Below are 21,417 nucleotides of genomic sequence, written 5' to 3' on the forward strand. Positions count from 1 at the left end.
CAGGGCGACGAGATGGCACACCACGACTCGCATCACGTCACCGGTCCCGTCGGCCCCGCGCCGAAGGAGCACCAGGTCGTCTACACCACGCTGCATTTCGACAAGCCCTGGTCCTACGAGAACTACCTCAAGACCGGTGGTTACAGCGCACTGCGCCGGATCCTCGAAGAGAAGATCCCGCCGGAGCAGGTCATCGAGATGGTGAAGGGCTCCGGGCTGCGCGGTCGCGGCGGCGCGGGCTTCCCGACCGGCCTGAAGTGGAGTTTCATGCCGAAGGGCACCGGCATGCAGAAGTACATCCTCTGCAATTCGGACGAATCCGAGCCGGGCACCTGCAAGGATCGCGATATCCTGCGCTTCAACCCGCATTCGGTGGTCGAAGGCATGGCGATCGCCTGCTACGCGACCGGCTCGACCGTCGCCTACAACTACCTGCGCGGCGAGTTCCACCACGAGCCCTTCGAGCATTTCGAGGAAGCCCTGGCCGAGGCTTACAAGCACGGCTGGCTGGGCAAGAACGTGCTCGGCAGCGGCATCGACATCGACATCTACGCGGCCCTCGGCGCCGGCGCCTACATCTGCGGCGAAGAGACCGCGCTGATGGAATCGCTGGAAGGCAAGAAGGGCCAGCCGCGCTTCAAGCCGCCGTTCCCGGCGAACTTCGGCCTGTACGGCAAGCCGACGACGATCAACAACACCGAGACCTACGCCTCGGTGCCGGCGATCATCCGCAACGGCGCCGAGTGGTTCCTCAACCTCGGCAAGCCCAATAACGGCGGCCCGAAGATCTTCTCGGTCTCCGGTCACGTCAACAACCCGGGCAACTTCGAGATCCGCCTCGGCACTTCTTTCGCAGAGCTGCTGGAAATGGCCGGCGGTGTGCGCAACGGCCACAAGCTCAAGGCGGTGATTCCGGGTGGTTCGTCGATGCCGGTGCTGCCGGCCGAGACGATGATGGCCTGCACGATGGACTACGACTCGATCCAGAAGGCCGGTTCCGGCCTCGGCTCGGGCGCGGTCATCGTGATGGACGAGACTGCCTGCATGGTCCGCGCCTGCCAGCGCATCGCGCGCTTCTACTTCAAGGAAAGCTGCGGCCAGTGCACGCCGTGCCGCGAAGGCACCGGCTGGATGTACCGCATGCTGACCCGCATCGTCGAGAAGCAGGCCACGCTCGACGACCTGCACATGCTGAAGGCCGCTGCTGGCCAGATCGAAGGTCACACCATCTGCGCCTTCGGCGAAGCCGCGGCTTGGCCGGTGCAGGGTTTCCTGCGTCATTTCTGGAACGAATTCGAGTACGCGATCGTGAACAAGCGTTTCCTGGTCGACGACCAGCGCGCCGGTACCGTCGCCGAGAAGGTGGCCGCATGAGCACCCCGACCGACACCACGCCCGCCGCACCGGTGGTCCCCGAGGGCCACGTCGCCATGGAGATCGACGGTCAGTCGGTGTTCGCACCGAAGGGCTCGATGATCATCCATGCCGCCGACAAGGCCGGCATCCCTATTCCGCGCTTCTGCTATCACGAGAAGTTGCCGATCGCGGCCAACTGCCGCATGTGCCTGGTCGATGCGGAAATGGGCGGTCGTCCGTTCCCGAAGCCGCAGCCGGCCTGCGCCACGCCCGTGGCCGACGGCATGAAGATCTTCACGCGCAACGAGAAGGCGCTGAAGGCGCAGCGCAACGTGATGGAGTTCCTGCTGGTCAACCATCCGCTGGACTGCCCGATCTGCGACCAGGGCGGCGAGTGCGAACTGCAGGACCTCTCGATGGGCTATGGCCGTTCGGTCAGCCGTTTCGTCGAGCGCAAGCGCGTCGTCGCCGACGAGGACATGGGACCGCTGGTCGCCACCGAGATGACCCGCTGCATCCAGTGCACGCGCTGCGTGCGCTTCACTGCGGACGTCGCCGGCACCTACGAACTCGGCGGCATGCAGCGCGGCGAGAACCTGCAGATCGGCACCTACGACGGCAAGCCGCTGACCACCGAACTCTCCGGCAACGTCATCGACGTCTGCCCGGTCGGCGCGCTCACCAACAAGGTGTTCCGCTTCAAGGCGCGTCCGTGGGAACTGACCGCACGCGAATCGCTCGGCTGGCATGACGCGCTGGGCAGCAACCTGTTCCTGCACGTCCGTCGCGGCGAAGTGCTGCGCACCGTGCCGCGCGACAACGAAGCGGTCAACGAGTGCTGGCTGTCGGACCGCGACCGCTATTCGCACCAGGGCCTGTACGCCGACGATCGCGCCAGCAAGCCGATGATCCGTACGGGCGAGGGCAGCGATGCCACCGCGTTCCGCGAAGCCTCGTGGGACGAAGCGATCGCGAAGGCGGCCGAGATCCTGCGTGCAGCGCACGGCGACGACCTCGGCGTGCTCGTGCATCCGTCAACCTCGAACGAGGAGGGCGCGCTCATCGCCCGCCTCGCCGACGCGCTCGGCACCGGCAACGTCGACCACCGCATCGCCCAGCACGATCTCGCCGACGGCGCCGTGGCCGAAGCCTTCGCGATGCCGGTCGCCGACATCGAAGCCGCCGACGCTATCATCGTCGTCGGTTCGAACCTGCGCCACGAAGTCCCGCTGCTGCACCAGCGCCTGCACAAGGCAGCGAAGCGCGGCGCGAAGATCCACGTGGTCAATCCGGTCGATTTCGATTTCACCTTCAAGGCGGCCTCGAAGACGATCGTGGCGCCGTCGCAGCTGGCCTCGGCCGTGGCCGGGTTCAAGATCGAGGGTGCGACCCGCGCGGTCGTGATCGTCGGCGCGGTTGCCGAACTGTCGTCGCAGGCGAGCGCGATCCGCAAGGCGGTCGCCGATTTCGCCGGCGCGAACAACGCTGCGGTGTGCCGCATCCCGCAGGGCGCGAACGCCCTCGGCCTGTCGCGCGCCGGCGTGCTGCCGACCGCTCGCGATGCGCAGGCGATGCTTGCCGACGCCCGGGGCGCCTACGTGATCTACGGCATCGAACCCGGCCTCGATTTCGCCGACCAGGCGCGTGCGCTCAAGGCGCTGGGCGCGGCGAAGGTCGTGGCGTTCAGCCACTACGCCTGCCGTTCGACCCGCGCGGTTGCCGACGTGATCCTGCCGATCGGCGCCCTGCCCGAGATCGATGCCACCCTGACCAATCTCGAAGGCCGCACCCAGCGCGCCGTTGCCGGCGGCAAGCTGCCGGGCGAGGCCCGTCCGGGCTGGCGCGTGCTGCGCGCCCTCGGCGGCGTGCTCGGTGCGAACGGTTTCGACTTCACCGATCTTGCCGGTGCGAAGCTCGCAGCGCGCGAGGTCAAGGTCGCCGCGTCCGCCGCGCAGAAGACCGCCGGCGAAGGCCTGGAGCTTGCGGTCTCGCAGGCGATCTACCGCGTCGACGCCACCGTGCGCCGTGCCGCCGCGCTGCAGTCGCATCCGCTCGAAGCCGGTCCGCGCATCGTGCTGAACCCGGCCGATGCCGCTGCGGCTTCGCTGGCCGAAGGCGCGATGGCCAAGGTCGACAACGGTCTGGGCACCGCGACCCTGCAGGTCGTGATCGATGCGCGCGTGGCGGCCGGCGCCGCCTGGGTCGAATCCGGCTACGGCGCGACCGCCGCGCTCGGTGCCGGCCGCGTCCGCGTGACGGGGGTGAACTGATGGAGATGTTGCTCGACGGGTTCCGCGACTGGCTGCTGGCCTACGGCACCGCAGGCGCGCTGGCCTGGATCATCCTGAAGATCCTCGCGATCGCCGTGCCGGTGATCACCAGCGTCGCCTTCTACGTCGTGTGGGAGCGCAAGCTGATCGGCTGGATGCATGTGCGCCACGGGCCGATGTACGTCGGCTGGGGCATCCTCCAGGCCTTCGCGGACGTGTTCAAGCTGCTGTTCAAGGAAGTGCTGCAGCCGGCCAACGCCAACAAGCCGCTGTTCATCCTCGCGCCGCTGATCGCGCTCGTTCCGGCCTTCGCTGCGTGGGCGGTGGTGCCGTTCGATGCGAAGCTCGTGCTCTCGAACGCCAATGCCGGCCTGCTCTACCTGCTGGCGATGACCTCGCTTGGCGTGTACGGAGTGATCCTCGCCGGCTGGGCCTCGAATTCGAAGTACGCCTTCCTCGGCGCGATGCGTTCCGCCGCGCAGGTGGTGTCCTACGAAATCGCGATGGGCTTCGCCCTGGTCGGCGTGCTGATGGCCGCCGGCAGCCTCAACCTCACCGACATCGTCGTCGCGCAGTCCGGCAACGCCGGGTTCTTCGAGTGGTTCTGGCTGCCGCTGCTCCCGCTGTTCGGCGTCTACTTCATCTCCGGCGTGGCCGAGACCAACCGCGCGCCGTTCGACGTGGTCGAAGGCGAATCTGAAATCGTCGCCGGCCACATGGTCGAATACTCCGGCTCGCAGTTCTCGCTGTTCTTCCTCGCCGAGTACGCGAACATGATCCTGGTCAGTTTCCTGACCGCGATCTTCTTCCTCGGCGGTTGGCTCAGCCCGCTGCAGGGCTGGATCACCGCCGACGTCTCGCCGTGGGTCGACTGGATCTGGAAGGGCGGCTGGCCGTGGCTGCTGCTGAAGGTGTTCGTCTTCGCCAGCCTCTTCATCTGGTTCCGCGCCTCGTTCCCGCGCTATCGCTACGACCAGATCATGCGCCTCGGCTGGAAGGTGTTCATTCCGCTGACGATCGCCTGGATCGCCGTCACGTCGCTGCTGGTGTTCTACAAAGTCTTCGAGGCAGGCCAGTGATGTCCCGAGTCGTTTCCTACTTCAAGAGCCTGCTGCTGCTGGAGCTGTTCCAGGGCATGGCGCTGACGTTCAAGTATCTGTTCCGTCCGAAGTACACGCTGATGTACCCGATGGAAAAGACGCCGCAGTCGCCGCGCTTCCGAGGCCTGCATGCGCTGCGCCGCTATCCGAACGGTGAAGAGCGCTGCATCGCCTGCAAGCTGTGCGAGGCCGTGTGCCCGGCGCTGGCGATCACCATCGATTCCGAGCAGCGCGCCGACGGCACCCGCCGTACCACGCGCTACGACATCGACCTGTTCAAGTGCATCTTCTGCGGCTTCTGCGAAGAGTCGTGTCCGGTCGATTCGATCGTGGAAACCCACATCCACGAATACCACTTCGAGCAGCGCGGCGAGAACATCGTGACCAAGCCCAAGCTGCTGGCGATCGGCGACCGCCTCGAGAAGGAAATCGCCGAACGTCGCGCCGCCGACGCCCCCTACCGTTGAGGACCGCCGTGGAATTCGCCACTCTCGCTTTCCTGGTCTTCGCCGCCATCGCCGTCGTCTCCGCCGGCGCGGTGATCACCGTCCGCAATCCGGTCCACGCCGCGCTGTGCTTGGTCCTGACCTTCTTCACCGTCGCCTGCACCTGGATCCTCGCCGGTGCCGAATTCCTCGGCGTCGCCCTGATCCTCGTCTACGTGGGCGCGGTGATGGTGCTGTTCCTGTTCGTGGTGATGATGCTCGACATCGACACCACGGCCACGCGCGAAGGCTTCGTCCGCTACCTGCCGGTCGGACTCGTCGTTGCCGTGGTCATGCTGGTCGAGATGCTGACGCTGATCGGCGCGAAGTCCGAGCTCGCCAATGCCTTCGGCGAGGATCCTGCCGCAGCGGCGGGCCTGTCGAACACCAAGTGGCTCGCCCAGGCGCTGTTCACCGAATACCTGCTGCCGTTCGAGTTCGCGGCCGTGATCCTGACCGTCGCGGTCATCGCGGCCGTGATGCTGACCCTGCGTCGCCGCACCGGCGTGAAGACGCAGAACCCTGGCGAACAGGCCCGCGTGCGCGCCCAGGATCGCATCCGCCTGGTCAGCATGCCTGCCGAGAAGCCCGCCGGCGCCGGCGAAGCCACCGAGGAGGTGAAGTCGTGATGGGTCCGCTTGCCCTCGGGCATTTCCTGGCGTTCGGCGCCGCGCTGTTCTGCATCAGCCTGGCCGGCATCTTCCTCAACCGGAAGAACGTCATCATCCTGCTGATGTCGATCGAGCTGATGCTGCTCAGCGTCAACATCAACTTCGTCGCCTTCTCGCGCCATCTCGGCGATGCCGGCGGCCAGATCTTCGTGTTCTTCATCCTGACCGTGGCTGCGGCCGAGGCCGCCATCGGCCTGGCCATCCTGGTCACGCTGTTCCGCAACCGGCGCACGATCAACGTCGCCGAAATCGACACACTCAAGGGCTGACGGGCATCGGCATGGAACATTCTGCTGTGGAAGTCGCACTTTCCAAGTCCGTCCTGGTCGCGGTCGTGCTTGCGCCGCTGTTCGGCGCGATCCTCGCCGGCCTGTTCGGCCGCCGCATCGGTCGTGCCGGCGCGCATACCGCCACCATCCTCGGCGTGGCGATCAGCTGCGCGCTGTCCGTGTACACGCTGTGGCAGCTGGTCGGGCAGGGTGCCGCGCCGTTCAACGAAAACCTCTACACCTTCTTCCAGGTCGGCGGCTACGAGGCCCACGTCGGCTTCATGGTCGACAAGCTGACCGCGATGATGATGGTGGTCGTCACCTTCGTGTCGCTGCTGGTGCACATCTACACCATCGGCTACATGCACGAGGACCCGGGCTACCAGCGGTTCTTCAGCTACATCAGCCTCTTCACCTTCTCGATGCTGATGCTGGTGATGAGCAACAACTTCCTGCAGCTGTTCTTCGGCTGGGAAGCGGTGGGCCTGGTGTCCTACCTGCTGATCGGCTTCTGGTTCAAGCGCCCGAGCGCGATCTTCGCCAACCTCAAGGCTTTCCTGGTCAACCGCGTCGGCGACTTCGGCTTCCTGCTCGGCATCGCCGGCGTGCTGATGTACTTCGACACCCTGGACTACGCCACGGTGTTCGCCAACGCCTCCAGCACCCTGCCGGGCGTGGGCATCGAGATCTTCGCCGGCCGCGAGTGGGATGTCGCCACCGTGATCTGCATCTGCCTGTTCATCGGTGCGATGGGCAAGTCCGCGCAGGTGCCGCTGCACGTCTGGCTGCCGGACTCGATGGAAGGCCCGACGCCGATCTCGGCGCTGATCCACGCCGCGACGATGGTGACCGCCGGCATCTTCATGGTCGCGCGCATGTCCCCGCTGTTCGAGCTGTCGGAGACCGCGCTGCAGTTCGTGCTGTTCATCGGTGCGACCACGGCCTTCTTCACCGGCCTGATCGGCATCGTCCAGAACGACATCAAGCGCGTCGTCGCCTATTCGACGCTGTCGCAGCTCGGCTACATGACCGTCGCGCTGGGCGTGTCGGCTTACTCGGCCGCCGTCTACCACCTGATGACCCACGCCTTCTTCAAGGCGCTGCTGTTCCTCGCCGCCGGCTCGGTCATCATCGGCATGCATCACGAGCAGGACATGCGCAAGATGGGCGGCCTGCGCAAGTACATGCCGATCACCTTCTGGACCAGCCTGATCGGCACGCTGGCCCTGGTCGGCACGCCGTTCCTCAGCGGCTTCTACTCGAAGGACACCATCATCGAGGCCGCCAAGTTCAACGCGGAAGGTGGCGGCTGGGTCGCGACCTACGGCTACTGGGCGGTGCTGCTCGGCGCCTTCGTGACCTCGTTCTACAGCTTCCGCCTGCTGTACCTCACGTTCTTCGGCGAGGAGCGCTTCCGCCACGCTGATGCGCATGGCCATGACGCGCACGGACACGATGCGCATGACGATCATGCGCATCACGACGCACATGGTCACGACGTGCACGACGATCATGCGCACGACGACCACGGTCACGGCCATGGCCCGCACGTGCCGCACGAGTCGCCCTGGGTAGTGACCCTGCCGCTGATCCTGCTGGCGATCCCGTCGATCTTCGTCGGCCTGTTCACCGTCGGCCCGATGCTGTTCGGCACCGACATGTCCGGCCACCACGCGCAGCTGCCGTTCTTCCTCGGTGCCATCGAGGTGTCCGCCGCCAACGACGTGATGGCGACGATCAAGGCCGAGTTGTGGCACGGCTGGGTGAAGTTCGCCCTGCACGGTTTCATGGCGCCGGCGTTCTGGCTGGCCTTCGGCGGCTTCGCGCTGGCGACGCTGATGTACCTGTTCAAGCCGGAACTGCCCGCGAAGTTCGCCGCGTTCCCGCCGTTCAAGCTGGCCGCGCGCATCCTCAACAACAAGTACGGCATGGACGACCTGTGGATCGGCGGCTTCGCCGGTGGCGGCGTGCTCGCCGGCAAGGTCGCGCGCAAGCATGACGAGGTCGTGATCGATGGCGTCATCGTCAACGGCAGCGCGCGCATCGTCGACCTGTTCGCGGGCCTGCTGCGCAAGACCCAGTCCGGCTATCTCTACCACTACGCCTTCGCGATGATCCTCGGCCTGATCGCCTTCCTGGCCGTCCTGATCAAGTTCTGGCGCTAACGACACGCAACCGACGGATACCGAATCGCGATGCAACACTGGCCTCTTCTCAGCATCCTGGTCTGGCTGCCCATCGTCGGCGGCGCCTTGGCGCTCGCGCTCGGCAACCAGCGTGCGCAGACCGCGCGCTGGCTGGCGCTGACGGTCGCGCTGGCGACCTTCGCGCTCAGCATCCCGCTGCTCACCGGTTTCGACTACGCGACCTCGGCGCTGCAGTTCGTCGAACACCGCGAGTGGATCCCCGCCTACGACATCCAGTACCACCTCGGCGCCGACGGCATCTCGGTCGCGCTGATCGTGCTCACCACCTTCACCACGGTGCTGGTGTTGCTGGGCGCCTGGGGTTCGATCGACAAGCGCGTGAACCAGTACGTCGCCGCCTTCCTGTTCCTCGAAGGCCTGATGGTCGGCGTGTTCGCCGCCGTCGACGCGATGCTGTTCTACGTGTTCTTCGAGGGCATGCTCATCCCGATGTTCATCATCATCGGCGTATGGGGCGGCCCGCGTCGCGTGTACGCGTCGGTGAAGTTCTTCCTGTACACCTTCCTCGGCTCGGTGTTCATGCTGGTCGGGTTGATCTACCTGTACCTCAAGACCGGCAGCTGGCAGCTGCCCGACTGGTACGCGGCCAGTCTGAACGCGCAGGAGCAGATGTGGCTGTTCTTCGCCTTCCTTATCGCATTCGCGGTCAAGGTGCCGATGTTCCCGGTGCACACCTGGCTGCCCGACGCCCACGTCGAGGCGCCCACCGGTGGCTCCGTGGTGCTGGCGGCGATCATGCTGAAGATCGGTGGCTACGGTTTCCTGCGCTTCAACCTGCCGGTCGTGCCTGACGCGAGTCATGAATACGCCTGGCTGGTCATTGCGCTGAGCCTGATCGCCGTGGTCTATGTCGGTCTGGTCGCGCTGGTCCAGGAAGACATGAAAAAGCTGATCGCGTATTCGTCGATCTCGCACATGGGCTTCGTCACCCTGGGCACGTTCATCGCCTTCATGCTGATCCGCGACCAGGGCAACACCGATGCGGCCCGCCTCGGTCTGCAGGGCGCGATGGTGCAGATGGTCTCGCACGGCTTCATTTCCGGCGCGATGTTCTCCTGCGTCGGCGTGCTCTACGACCGCATGCACAGCCGCATGATCAAGGACTATGGCGGCGTCGCCAATGTGATGCCGTGGTTCGCGGCGTTCTTCGTCCTGTTCGGCATGGCCAACTCCGGCCTGCCGGGCACGTCCGGCTTCGTCGGCGAGTTCATGGTCATCCTCGCCAGCTTCCAGGCGCACCCGCTGCTGGCCTTCACCGCCGCCATCACCCTGATCGTCGGCGCTGCGTACACCCTGTGGCTGGTCAAGCGCATCGTGTTCGGCGACATCGGCAATGCCCATGTCGCCGAGCTCGAGGACATCAATCCGCGCGAGTGGCTCGTCCTGTCCGCGTTCGCGGCCGGCGTGCTCTATTTCGGCATCAACCCGAAGCCGCTCACCGACCTGATGGAACCCTCCATCGCCCAACTCGCCAGCCAGCTGGCGATCAGCAAGCTCTGAGGCCGCGACATGCTCGATACCAACGTCACCGCTGCCGACCTGTTGCCGCTGCTGCCCGAGCTGGTGGTGGTCGGTGCCGCCTTCGCGCTGCTGATGCTCGACCTGTTCATCTCCGAGCGCCAGCGTGTCGTCGTGCACGCGCTCGCCGTCGCCACTCTGATCGGTGTCGCCGGCATGCTCGTCTTCGATGTGGGCGGGCAGGGCACCGTGATGAACGGCATGTTCGTCCGCGACACCATGGCCGACGTGCTGAAGATGGTCGTGTGCGTGGTCAGCGCGCTCGCCCTGGTCTACAGCTGGCCGTTCCTGCGCGAACGCGGCCTGTACAAGGGCGAAGTCTCGGTGCTGATGCTGTTCGCGGTCGCCGGCATGATGCTGCTGATCTCGGCGGGCAACCTGCTGGTGGTCTATCTCGGCCTGGAAATGCTGGCGCTGTGCTCCTACGCGCTGGTGGCGGTCGACCGCGACAATCCGACGTCGTCCGAAGCCGCGATGAAGTACTTCGTGCTGGGCTCGCTGGCGTCCGGCCTCCTGCTGTACGGGATGTCGCTGGTCTACGGCGCCACCGGCAGCCTGGATCTGGCCGCGATCAACGGCGCTGCCGGATCGACTTCGCTGCTGCTGACCGGCATGGTCTTCATCGTCGCAGGCATCGCGTTCAAGTTCGGCGCCGCGCCGTTCCACATGTGGCTGCCGGACGTGTACCACGGTGCGCCGACGCCGATCACCCTGTTCATCGGCGCCGCGCCCAAGCTCGCCGCTTTCGCCATGGCTTTCCGCCTGCTCGAAGCCGGCCTCGGCCCGCTCGATGAGCAGTGGCGCATGCTGGTGTCGGGCCTCGCCGCGCTGTCTCTGGTGCTCGGCAATCTCATCGCGCTGGCGCAGACCAATCTCAAGCGCATGCTGGCCTATTCGACGGTCTCGCATGTCGGCTTCCTGCTGCTCGGCCTCGCCGGTGGCGGCGCGGTCGGCTATGCCGCCTCGATGTTCTATGCCATCAGCTACGCGATCATGTCCGCTGCGGCGTTCGGCGCGATCGTCGTGCTGTCGCGTCGCGGCTTCGAAGCCGACCGCATCGACGACTACAAGGGCCTGAACGCCCGCAGCCCGTGGACCGCCGGTCTCGTGCTCTGCGTGATGGCTTCCCTGGCCGGCGTGCCGCCGTTCCTCGGCTTCTGGGCCAAGCTGGCCGTGCTGCGCGCGGCCTGGGAAGGCGAGCTGGTCTGGCTCACCATCGTCGGCATCGTGTTCGCGGTGATCGGCGCGTTCTACTACCTGCGCGTGATCCGTGCGATGTATTTCGATGAGCCCGAGTCGAGCGACGGCCGCGAGCCCATGGCGCAGCGCGACGACGCGACTCTGCGCCTGGTGTTCGCGGTGAACGCCCTGGCCCTGCTGGTGCTGGGTCTGGCCTGGAACCCGATCATGGCGTGGTGCCAGGACGCGTTCGCCTGATGCATTGTTTGGAAATGAGGCTGATTTGCGGAAATCGCCTCATTCGCTCTTGCAAGTTTCGACGCATGTCGTCATAATTCCGCTTCTGCTGCGGGGTGGAGCAGTCTGGCAGCTCGTCGGGCTCATAACCCGAAGGTCGCAGGTTCAAATCCTGCCCCCGCTACCACGTTCATCCTGATCCGCGCACAAGGTCCGAAGGCAACTTCGAAACCTTGCGGATCAAGGAAACGGGGCTTTGTCGAAGCGATTGCTTCCGCTTCGACGCCGACATCCAGCGGTATCGGACAAGGGGCCCCTGCGGCCCCTTTTTCGTTGCCGTTTTTCGTGGCCGCAGTCCGCTTGCAGTATTTGCAGCACGCCAATCGTTTCACCCTTCGCAGTCTCCGTCGTCGCTCACCGCGGGAAGTTCATGGCCGACAAAGCCACCGACATTGCCAACCTGCTGTCGCCCACCATCCAGTCGCTCGGCCTCGAGCTGCTGGGCGTGGAATACCTGCCATCGCCCGGTGGCGCCGTGCTGCGCCTCTACATCGATATTCCGGTCGACTCCCAGAGTGAGGTCGTCGAAGGCGGCGCGCCGCGCATGGTCGGCATCGAGGACTGCGAAACGGTGAGCCGCGAAGTCTCCGCCCAGCTCGACGTCGAAGACCCGATCAGCGGCCACTACACGCTCGAAGTGTCCTCGCCTGGCGTCGATCGCCCCCTGTTCACCGCCGCGCAGTTCGTGCGCTTCCTCGGCGAAGAAGCCAAGGTCGTGCTGCAGCTGCCGCTGGACGGGCGTCGCCGCTTCCAGGGTCGCATCACGGCAGTGGAGGGCGACCGCATCGATTTCGAGATCGATGCCAAGCCCGAGCCGCAGCGTGTCTCGGTCGATATCGGCAACATCGAGAAGGCGCGCCTGGTCCCCGACTGGGTCGCGCTGGGCATGGCGCCCGTCAAACCCGGAAAGAAGCCCGCTGGCGGTGGCCGCAAGGCCAAGGCGCCGGACGGCAAATGACATCGGCCGGCGTCCGCGCCGGCCACACGCACACAAGAACTCAGAAAGTTTCAGAGGCGCAACACCATGAGTAAGGAACTCCTGCTTGTCGTCGACGCGGTCGCCAACGAAAAGGGCGTGCCCGAGTCGGTCATCATCGAGGCGCTCGAAGCCGCGCTGGCGACGGCCGCGAAGAAGCGTTACCTCGATCAGGACGTGCTGACCCGCGTCTCGATCAATCCGAAGGACGGCAGCTACGAGACCTTCCGTCGCTGGGAAGTCGTCGCAGACGACGTCGTCATGGAATCGCCGGATCGTCAGGTCCGCCTGATGGATGCCGTCGACGAAGTCGAGGGCGTCGAGGTCGGCGACTACATCGAAGAGCAGATCGAGAATCCCGAATTCGGCCGCATCGCCGCGCAGGCCGCCAAGCAGGTCATCGTGCAGCGCGTGCGCGAGGCCGAGCGCAACCAGGTGGTCGATGCCTGGAAGCATCGTGTCGGCGAACTGGTGACCGGCGTGGTCAAGCGCGTGGAGCGCGGCAACGTCTACGTCGACCTCGGCGGCAATGCCGAAGCCTTCATCCCGAAGGACAAGGCGATCCCGCGCGACGTGGTCCGCGCCGGCGACCGCGTCCGCGGCTACCTGTTCGACGTGCGCAGCGAACCCCGCGGCCCGCAGCTGTTCATCAGCCGCGCCGCGCCGGAATTCATGATGGAGCTGTTCAAGCTCGAAGTGCCGGAAGTCGGTCAGGGTCTGGTCGAGATCAAGGCCTGCGCCCGCGACCCGGGCGACCGCGCCAAGATCGCCGTCGTCGCCTACGACAACCGCACCGACCCGATCGGCGCCTGCATCGGCATGCGCGGCTCGCGCGTCCAGGCGGTGTCGAACGAGCTGAACGGCGAGCGCGTCGACATCGTGCTCTGGTCCGACAACCCGGCCCAGTTCGTCATCAACGCGATGGCGCCGGCCGAAGTGCAGTCGATCATCGTCGACGAAGACAAGCATTCGATGGACCTCGCCGTCGCCGAAGAGCGCCTGGCGCAGGCGATCGGCAAGGGCGGCCAGAACGTCCGTCTCGCCAGCCGCCTGACCGGTTGGCAGCTGAACGTGATGACCGCCGACCAGGTCCAGGCCAAGAGCGAGGCCGAACAGGCCGCCGCCCGCCGCCTGTTTATGGACAAGCTGGAAGTCGACGAGGAAATCGCCGGCATCCTGGTCTCGGAAGGCTTCAGCACGGTCGAGGAAATCGCCTACGTCCCGGTCGGCGAGTTGCTGGCGGTGGAAGGCTTCGACGAGGACATCGTCGAGGAACTCCGCTCCCGCGCCCGCGATGCCCTGCTGAACGAGGCGCTGGCGGTCGAGGAGGAACTGGAGGAACACCAGCCGTCCGCCGACCTGCTGGACCTGGACGGCATGGACAACGAGACCGCCTACGCGCTGGCCGCCAACGGCATCCAGACCGTGGAGGCCCTGGGCGAGCTGGCTGCTGACGAGGTCGCCGAATTCGGCATCGAGGGTCTGGACGAGGCGCGCGCCGCCGCGCTGATCCTGGCCGCCCGCGCCGAGGAAATCGCCCGACTGGAACGCGAAAGCTGAGCCCGGCCGGGATTAGAATCCCGCCCAGGGCACTCCGACGAAATCACGCACTATTTTCCGAGCGGGACCGGCCGAAACTCCGGCCCGCTACTCAGGATACGGATACCGAATGTCGCAGCAAACCACCATCCGCAAGCTGGCCGAACTGGTGAACACGCCGGTCGAGAAACTGCTGGAGCAGCTGGCCGAGGCCGGCATGACCTTCAGCGGTCCCGACCAGACCGTCACCAGCGCCGAGAAGCTGAAGCTGCTCGGGTTCCTGAAGCGTTCGCACGGCAAGGCCGATGTCGCGACGGAAGAGGCGGTCGCACCGAAGAAGATCACCCTCAACCGCAACCGCAAGCAGGAAATCACTGTCGGCGGCGGCAAGCACAAGACCACGGTCGACGTGGTCGTGCGCAAGAAGGTCACCCTGGTCAAGCCGCAGGACGGCGGTGGCGCAGGCGACGACGACGAGCGCGCCGAGATCCTGCGCAAGCTCGAAGAGTCGCGCCAGCGCAACCTCGAAGAGCAGCAGCGCCTGGCGGACGAAGATCGCCGCCGCGCCGACGAGGCCGCCGCGCGCAGGCGCGAAGCCGAGGAAGTCGCTGCCCGTGCGCGCGCCGAGGCGGAAGCTGCAGCAGCGGTCGATGCTCCGCCCGTCTCCTCGCCGGCCCAGCCCGCCGCGCGCGAAGCAGCCGCTGCGCCGCGTCCCAAGCCCGCCGCTACGCATGGCCACGGCCATCCGAAGCCGGCACGCCCGGAGCCGGCCCGCGTCGACGATCGCAATGCGCACAAGGCCAAGCCCAACCGCGGCTCGCACGCGATGGTCTCGGATGTCGAGGACGACGACGCCACCGCGCGTTTCGCGGGCCAGCTGCACCTGTCCGCATCCGAGCGCGAGCGTCGTTCCAGCTCGCGTCCGAAAGGCGGTCGCCAGACCCGGCGCCAGCCGGAACAGAGCCGCAGCGGCGGCGGCCAGCATGGATTCATGCGCCCAACGGAGAAAGTCGTGCGAGAAATCGCCATTGGCGATGCCATCACCGTGTCCGATCTCGCCCAGAAGCTCGCGCTCAAGGGCGGCGACGTGGTCAAGGCGTTGTTCAAGATGGGCGTGATGGCCACCATCACCCAGACCATCGATCATGACACCGCCGTGCTGGTGACCGAGGAACTCGGCCACAAGGCGCTGCGCGCCAACAGCAACGACGCCGAAAGCGAACTGCTGGCCCACCTGGAAGACCAGGCCATCGGCGACAAGTCGCAGCGTCCGCCGGTGGTCACCATCATGGGCCACGTCGACCACGGCAAGACCTCGCTGCTGGACTACATCCGCCGCACCAAAGTCGCCTCCGGCGAAGCCGGCGGGATCACCCAGCACATCGGCGCCTACCACGTCGAAACGCCGAAGGGCGTCATCAGCTTCCTCGACACCCCGGGCCACGCCGCGTTCACCGCGATGCGCGCCCGCGGCGCTAAGCTGACCGACATCGTGATCCTCGTGGTCGCCGCCGACGACGGCGTCATGCCTCAGACGATCGAAGCGATCCAGCACGCCAAGGCGGCCAACGTGCCGCTGGTGGTCGCGGTCAACAAGATCGACAAGTCGTCCGCCGATCCGCTGCGCGTCAAGAACGAATTGCTGACGCACGGCGTAGTCGCCGAAGACTTCGGTGGCGACGTGCAGTGCATCCACGTTTCGGCCAAGGCCGGGACGGGCATCGACGAACTGCTGGACGCGGTGCTGCTGCAGTCCGAAGTCCTCGAACTGAAGGCCGTGGCCACCGGCCGCGCCACCGGCACCGTGATCGAATCCTCGCTCGACAAGGGCCGTGGCCCGGTCGCGACGGTGCTGGTCCAGGAAGGCCTGCTGCAGAAGGGCGACTACCTGGTCTGCGGCGTGCAGTACGGCCGCGTGCGCGCGCTGTTCGACGAAACCGGCACGCAGGTGCAGAGCGCTGGTCCTTCGATCCCGGTGCAGGTGCTCGGTCTGTCGGGCGTGCCCGATGCCGGCGACGATTTCGTGGTGGTTGCCGACGAGCGACTGGCCAAGGACGTCGCGCAGCAGCGCGACACCAAGCGCCGCGAGTCGCGCCTGGTCGCCCAGGCGGGCAACCGCATGGAAGACATCATGGCCCAGATGGGGTCGGGCGGCACCCAGCTCAGCCTCAATCTCGTGGTCAAGGCGGACGTGCAGGGCTCGGCCGAAGCGCTGCGCCAGGCGCTCACCAGCCTGTCCAACGACCAGATCCGCATCAACCTCATCGTGTCCGGTGTGGGCGGCATCACCGAGTCCGACGCCAACTCCGCGCTCGCGGCGAAGGCGACGATCATCGGGTTCAATGTCCGTGCCGATGCGTCGGCGCGCAAGGTGATCGAGTCCAACAACCTCGACCTGCGCTACTTCTCGATCATCTACGACGTCATCGACCAGGTGAAGCAGGTCGCGTCGGGTCTGCTCGGCAAGGAAGTCCGCGAAGAGATCATCGGCACCGCCGAGGTCCGCGACGTGTTCCGCAGCTCCAAGTTCGGCGCGGTCGCGGGCTGCATGGTCATCGAGGGCGTGGTCAAGCGCAACAAGCCGATCCGCGTGCTGCGCGACAACACGGTCGTCTTCGAAGGCGAGCTGGAATCGCTGCGCCGCTTCAAGGAGAACGTGGACGAAGTGCGCAACGGCACCGAGTGCGGCATCGGCGTCAAGGCCTACAACGACGTCAAGCCGGGCGACCAGATCGAGTGCTTCGAGCGCATCGAAGTCCAGCGCACGCTCTGATGCCGAAGAAATCGTTCCACCGTACCGATCGCGTGTCCGCCCAGCTCCGCAGGGAGCTGGGCACGATCGTCCATGCCATGGTCCGCGAGCACGGCCTGCCATCGGTCAGCGTGTCCGATGTCGAAGTCAGCCGCGACATGGCGCATGCCAAGGTCTTCTTCACAGCCCTGCAGGGCGAACGCGCGAAGGAAGCGCTGAAGGGCCTGAAGGAACTCGCGCCGGAAATCCGCCATGCACTGTCGCGCGCGGTGAAGCTGCGGCACACGCCCGAACTGCACTTCCAGTACGACGATTCGGTCGATCGCGGGGAACGCATCGACACGCTGCTGCGCGACCTGGACGCCGGCACGCCCGGCGATTCGAACGACGACGCCTGACCGTCGCCCGGGCTGTCGCTTCCGCGCGGCCCGGCTCGGTGCTTTAATCCCCCGATGGCCCAGGCCCCGAAGAAAACCTTCCGCAAGCTCGACGGCATCCTGCTGCTCGACAAGCCACAGGGCCTGAGTTCCAACCAGGCCCTGCAGCGCGTGCGGCACCTGTTCCGCGCCGAAAAAGCCGGGCATACCGGCAGCCTCGATCCGCTCGCCACCGGCCTGCTGCCGGTGTGCTTCGGCGAGGCGACGAAGATCGCCGGCAACCTGCTCGGTTCGCGCAAGGCCTACGACACCGTGGCGCGGCTGGGCATCGTCACCGATACCGACGACGCCGAGGGCCAGCCGCTGCGCGAACGCCCGGTCGGTCGCTACGACATCGCGACGATCGATGCCGCGCTGCGCGGCCTCACCGGGCGCATCCAGCAGGTGCCGCCGATCTTCTCGGCGCTCAAGCGCGGCGGCGAGCCGCTCTACGCGAAGGCGCGTCGCGGCGAAGTCATCGAACTCGAATCGCGGCCGATCGACGTCCACGCCTTCGAGCTGCTGTCGGAACAGGACCTGCTCGACGGCGATGCGCCGCAGCTGCGCCTGCATGTCGAATGCGGCTCCGGCACCTATGTGCGCAGCCTCGTGCGCGATCTCGGCGAAGCGCTGGGTTGCGGCGCGCATGTCGCCGAGCTGCGCCGCCTGTGGGTCGATCCCTTCCGCGATCCGCGCATGTGGACCCTCGACTCGCTGCAGGCCATGGCCGAGCGCGATCCGCACTGCCTCGATGCCTGCCTGCTGCCGATCGAGGTCGGCCTGGTCGGATATCGCCACATCGAACTGACCGACGAGGCCGTGGCCCGCTTCCTGCAGGGGCAGCGCATCCGCCTCAATCCCGGTGCACCGCAGGAGTCCCCGGGGCCGTGCGCGGTGTTTGGCCCCGACGGCCGCGCGCGCGGACTGGCCGGGATCGACGACACCGGCTGCCTGCATCCGCAACGCGTTTTCCAGCGCCAACCCTGACCTGACCGATATGCGTCGCATTCACGCCCTCGTGCTCTTCCTGGCCGCGTCGATCGCACCCGGCCTGTCTCCCGCCGCCGAACTTTCGCCGGACCTGCCGCCCGAGGCGGTGCTGCGCGAGGCCTACGCGCGGATGCGCGCCGGCGACTGGAACGCCGCCGCCGAAGCCTTCGATCCTGCGGCCTTGGCCCGTTTCCGGACGATGCTGGAGCCGCTGTTCGTGGCGGCGTCCGCGCCGGCGGATGCGAAGGGGCAGGAGAACCGCGACGCGATGATGCTGATGCTGCTGTTCGCCCCGGCCCAGTCGGTCGAGGAGGTTCGGGCCCTGTCCGATCGCGAGCTGTTCGCCAGGCTGATGCGCGGGACGATGTCGCTGGCCGGCGCCTCGCTGGATGAACAGGTCATCCTCGGCAACGTCGCCGAGGGCAGGGACCTGGTCCACGTCGTGACCCGCAATACCGCGCGGATGGACAAGATCGTGGTCTCGAAGGTCGAGGCCGTGACCCTGCAGCGCACCCCCCAGGGCTGGCGTCTCGCCCTGACCGGGGAGATCGAGGGCCTGGCCGAAACCTTGCAGGCCACGGCCGAAGCAGGCCGCCAGCCTGCCCAGGACGCGCCGCCACCGCCCGGGACACCCTGACGCGGCGACGGACGGATCACGCCATCGGGCGGCTCCGGCTTGTCCGGGGCGCCCCCGGCGGCTACAATTCCGCCGCTGTCCGGGACGCTTTCGCAATGGCCCGGGCAGTTTCCTTTTTTCATTCATCCAGGCGGCTTCGGCGGTGCGTCTCGCCCGGTCCACACCGGCCACGTTCCTGCGGTTCCCGCGTCCCAGAGATCACTCATGTCCATCGAATCCAGCCCCATCATCGAAGCGCACAAGCGCAGCGCCAACGACACCGGCTCGCCGGAAGTCCAGGTCGCCCTGCTCACCGCGCGCATCGTGCAGCTCACCGAGCACTTCAAGGCCCATAAGCAGGACCACCACAGCCGTCGCGGCCTGCTGAAGATGGTCAACCGTCGTCGCAGCCTGCTCGACTACCTGCACCGCAAAGATGCGGAGCGTTACAAGGCCCTGATCGAGAAGCTCGGTCTGCGCCGCTAAGCTACAGACCCACCGCGGCGCAGAGATGCGCCGCGGTTTTTTTGGGGAAGAGACGGCTGCGGCCGTCTGGTTGTCGCGGGCCTGGCCCGCCGGATTTTCAGGCCGCCGTCGCGGCCGCCCGCAAGGGGCAGGGGCCCTTTCCGGTTCATCGTTTCAGATCGAGGAATGACCAACGTGGCAAAAGTGACCAAGCGTTTCCAGTACGGCCGGCATGAAGTGGTGCTCGAGACCGGCGAAATCGCCCGCCAGGCCGGCGGCGCAGTGATGGTGTCGGTGGATGGCACCGTGGTGCTGGTGACTGCGGTCGCCGCCAAGAGCGCCCGTGAAGGACAGGACTTCTTCCCGCTCACCGTCGATTACCAGGAGAAGTTCTACGCCGGTGGCCGCATCCCGGGTGGCTTCTTCAAGCGCGAAGGCCGTGCGACCGAGAAGGAAACGCTGACCTCGCGCCTGATCGACCGTCCGATCCGCCCGCTCTTCCCGGAAGAGTTCCGCAATGAAGTCCAGATCATCGCGACGGTCATGTCGCTGAATCCGGAAGTCGACGGCGACATCCCGGCCCTGATCGGTGCGTCCGCCGCGCTCGCCCTGACCGGCGCGCCCTTCGATGGCCCGATCGGCGCCGCGAAGGTCGGTTACAAGAACGGCCAGTACATCCTCAACCCGAGCACCACCGAACTGCTCGACAGCGACCTGGAACTGGTCGTCGCCGGCACCAAGCAGGCGGTGCTGATGGTGGAATCCGAAGCGAAGGAACTGTCCGAAGACGTGATGCTCGGCGCCGTGGTCTTCGGCCACCAGCAGATGCAGATCGCGATCGACACGATCAACGAACTCGTTGCCGAAGCCGGCAAGCCGAAGTGGGACTGGCAGGCGCCTGCCAAGAACACCGCCCTCATCGACGCCCTGAAGGCCGCCCTGGGCGACCGCCTCGGCGCTGCCTTCCAGATCCGCGACAAGCTGGAGCGTCGCGACGCCATCTCGGCGCTGAAGAAGGACGTGCTGGCCGGCCTCGCCGCGCAGATCGAAGCCAACGGCTGGAGCACCGCCGAAGCCTCGAAGGAATTCGGCGAACTCGAATACCAGACCATGCGCAACTCGGTGCTGAGCACCAAGGTCCGCATCGACGGCCGCGCGCTGGACACCGTCCGCCCGATCGCCTCGAAGATCTCGGTGCTGCCGCGCGTCCACGGCTCCTCGCTGTTCACCCGCGGCGAAACCCAGGCGATCGTCGCCGTCACGCTGGGCACCGCTCGCGACGGCCAGGTGATCGACGCGGTCGCCGGCGAGTACAAGGAACACTTCCTGTTCCACTACAACTTCCCGCCGTACTCGGTCGGTGAAGCCGGCCGCATGATGGGCCCGAAGCGCCGCGAAATCGGCCACGGCCGTCTTGCCAAGCGCGGCGTGCTCGCCGTCATGCCGACGATGGAAGCCTTCCCGTACACGATCCGCGTCGTCTCGGAAATCACCGAGTCGAACGGTTCGTCCTCGATGGCCTCGGTCTGCGGCAGCTCGCTGGCGCTGATGGATGCCGGCGTGCCGATCAAGGCGCCGGTCGCGGGCATCGCGATGGGCCTGGTGAAGGAAGGCAACGACTTCGTCGTGCTGTCCGACATCCTCGGTGACGAAGACCACCTCGGCGACATGGATTTCAAGGTCGCCGGCACCGACAAGGGCATTTCCGCCCTGCAGATGGACATCAAGATCCAGGGCATCACCGAAGAAATCATGAAGACCGCGCTGGCCCAGGCCAAGCAGGGTCGTCTGCACATCCTCGGCGAGATGGCCAATGCCATCACCGCGCCGCGCGAAGAGCTGTCCGAGTTCGCGCCGCGCCTGCTCACCATGAAGATCCATCCGGACAAGATCCGCGAAGTGATCGGCAAGGGCGGCGCCACGATCCAGGGCATCACCAAGGAAACCGGCACGCAGATCGACATCCAGGACGACGGCACCATCGTCATCGCCTCGGTCAATGCCGCCGCTGCCCAGGCCGCGAAGGCGCGCATCGAGCAGATCACCTCGGACGTCGAGCCGGGCCGCATCTACGAAGGCAAGGTCGCGAAGATCATGGACTTCGGTGCGTTCGTGACGATCCTCCCGGGCAAGGACGGTCTGGTCCACGTGTCGCAGATCTCCAACGAGCGCGTCGAGAAGGTCAGCGACAAGCTCAAGGAAGGCGACCTGGTCAAGGTCAAGGTGCTCGAAGTCGACAAGCAGGGCCGCATCCGCCTGTCGATGAAGGCCGTCGACGAAGGCGAAGGCCTGTCGGCCGAGTGATCGCGAT

General features: G+C 66.4%; 17 protein-coding genes and 1 tRNA gene. All 18 read left to right on the top strand.

The genetic code is table 11. The annotated features are described in order from the left end of the window. The first annotated feature begins 12 nt into the window (after positions 1–12). The 18 genes from nuoF to pnp all read left to right on the top strand — a co-directional run bounded on the left by nuoF (position 13) and on the right by pnp (position 21,410). On the top strand, positions 13–1,374 hold the full coding sequence (gene nuoF / locus ACFQ0E_RS12780; RefSeq protein ID WP_386824376.1) for an NADH-quinone oxidoreductase subunit NuoF: 1,362 nt from the start codon (positions 13–15) through the stop codon (positions 1,372–1,374). After that, positions 1,371–3,626 carry an NADH-quinone oxidoreductase subunit NuoG gene (gene nuoG, locus ACFQ0E_RS12785; protein WP_386824377.1) on the top strand — a complete coding sequence of 752 codons (2,256 nt, stop codon included), beginning with the start codon at positions 1,371–1,373 and terminating at the stop codon, positions 3,624–3,626. The genes nuoF and nuoG overlap by 4 nt, the downstream gene beginning before the upstream one ends. 5 nt (positions 3,627–3,631) lie before the next feature. Continuing rightward, positions 3,632–4,705 carry an NADH-quinone oxidoreductase subunit NuoH gene (gene nuoH, locus ACFQ0E_RS12790; protein WP_386824765.1) on the top strand — a complete coding sequence of 358 codons (1,074 nt, stop codon included), beginning with the start codon at positions 3,632–3,634 and terminating at the stop codon, positions 4,703–4,705. Further along, positions 4,705–5,193, top strand: coding sequence for an NADH-quinone oxidoreductase subunit NuoI (nuoI, locus tag ACFQ0E_RS12795; RefSeq protein WP_137851803.1), 489 nt, complete (start codon positions 4,705–4,707; stop codon positions 5,191–5,193). The genes nuoH and nuoI overlap by 1 nt, the downstream gene beginning before the upstream one ends. An 8-nt stretch (positions 5,194–5,201) precedes the next feature. Continuing rightward, the gene (locus ACFQ0E_RS12800; RefSeq protein WP_386824378.1) at positions 5,202–5,840 is read left to right on the top strand and encodes an NADH-quinone oxidoreductase subunit J; all 639 of its coding nucleotides are present in this window, start codon (positions 5,202–5,204) and stop codon (positions 5,838–5,840) included. After that, positions 5,840–6,151 carry an NADH-quinone oxidoreductase subunit NuoK gene (nuoK, locus tag ACFQ0E_RS12805; RefSeq protein ID WP_386824380.1) on the top strand — a complete coding sequence of 104 codons (312 nt, stop codon included), beginning with the start codon at positions 5,840–5,842 and terminating at the stop codon, positions 6,149–6,151. Before ACFQ0E_RS12800 ends, nuoK begins: the two co-directional genes overlap by 1 nt. 26 nt (positions 6,152–6,177) lie before the next feature. After that, complete coding sequence (gene nuoL / locus ACFQ0E_RS12810) at positions 6,178–8,316, top strand: NADH-quinone oxidoreductase subunit L (protein WP_386824767.1); 2,139 nt, start codon at positions 6,178–6,180, stop codon at positions 8,314–8,316. Positions 8,317–8,346: 30 nt separating this feature from the next. Continuing rightward, a complete protein-coding gene (locus ACFQ0E_RS12815) occupies positions 8,347–9,858 on the top strand; it encodes an NADH-quinone oxidoreductase subunit M (RefSeq protein ID WP_386824381.1) in 1,512 nt (503 codons plus the stop codon). Between the two features lie 9 nt (positions 9,859–9,867). Beyond that, a complete protein-coding gene (gene nuoN / locus ACFQ0E_RS12820; RefSeq protein ID WP_386824383.1) occupies positions 9,868–11,313 on the top strand; it encodes an NADH-quinone oxidoreductase subunit NuoN in 1,446 nt (481 codons plus the stop codon). Positions 11,314–11,402: 89 nt separating this feature from the next. After that, a tRNA-Met gene (locus ACFQ0E_RS12825) sits at positions 11,403–11,479 on the top strand. A gap of 243 nt (positions 11,480–11,722) precedes the next feature. Continuing rightward, positions 11,723–12,310, top strand: coding sequence for a ribosome maturation factor RimP (gene rimP, locus ACFQ0E_RS12830; protein ID WP_386824385.1), 588 nt, complete (start codon positions 11,723–11,725; stop codon positions 12,308–12,310). Between the two features lie 66 nt (positions 12,311–12,376). Beyond that, positions 12,377–13,888 carry a transcription termination factor NusA gene (gene nusA, locus ACFQ0E_RS12835; RefSeq protein WP_386824387.1) on the top strand — a complete coding sequence of 504 codons (1,512 nt, stop codon included), beginning with the start codon at positions 12,377–12,379 and terminating at the stop codon, positions 13,886–13,888. Positions 13,889–13,997: 109 nt separating this feature from the next. Continuing rightward, the gene (gene infB, locus ACFQ0E_RS12840; protein ID WP_386824389.1) at positions 13,998–16,640 is read left to right on the top strand and encodes a translation initiation factor IF-2; all 2,643 of its coding nucleotides are present in this window, start codon (positions 13,998–14,000) and stop codon (positions 16,638–16,640) included. Further along, a complete protein-coding gene (gene rbfA, locus ACFQ0E_RS12845; protein ID WP_386824391.1) occupies positions 16,640–17,017 on the top strand; it encodes a 30S ribosome-binding factor RbfA in 378 nt (125 codons plus the stop codon). Before infB ends, rbfA begins: the two co-directional genes overlap by 1 nt. A gap of 54 nt (positions 17,018–17,071) precedes the next feature. After that, entirely contained in the window at positions 17,072–18,022 is a 951-nt protein-coding gene (gene truB, locus ACFQ0E_RS12850) for a tRNA pseudouridine(55) synthase TruB (RefSeq protein ID WP_386824393.1), read from the top strand. A 10-nt stretch (positions 18,023–18,032) separates the two neighbouring features. Continuing rightward, complete coding sequence (locus tag ACFQ0E_RS12855; RefSeq protein ID WP_386824394.1) at positions 18,033–18,662, top strand: hypothetical protein; 630 nt, start codon at positions 18,033–18,035, stop codon at positions 18,660–18,662. A gap of 204 nt (positions 18,663–18,866) precedes the next feature. After that, a complete protein-coding gene (gene rpsO / locus ACFQ0E_RS12860; RefSeq protein WP_386824396.1) occupies positions 18,867–19,127 on the top strand; it encodes a 30S ribosomal protein S15 in 261 nt (86 codons plus the stop codon). Between the two features lie 174 nt (positions 19,128–19,301). Further along, a complete protein-coding gene (gene pnp / locus ACFQ0E_RS12865) occupies positions 19,302–21,410 on the top strand; it encodes a polyribonucleotide nucleotidyltransferase (RefSeq protein ID WP_386824769.1) in 2,109 nt (702 codons plus the stop codon). Positions 21,411–21,417: the final 7 nt, after the last annotated feature.

Source organism: Lysobacter brunescens (assembly GCF_042677005.1).
GTDB classification, from domain to species: Bacteria; Pseudomonadota; Gammaproteobacteria; order Xanthomonadales; family Xanthomonadaceae; genus Lysobacter_I; species Lysobacter_I brunescens.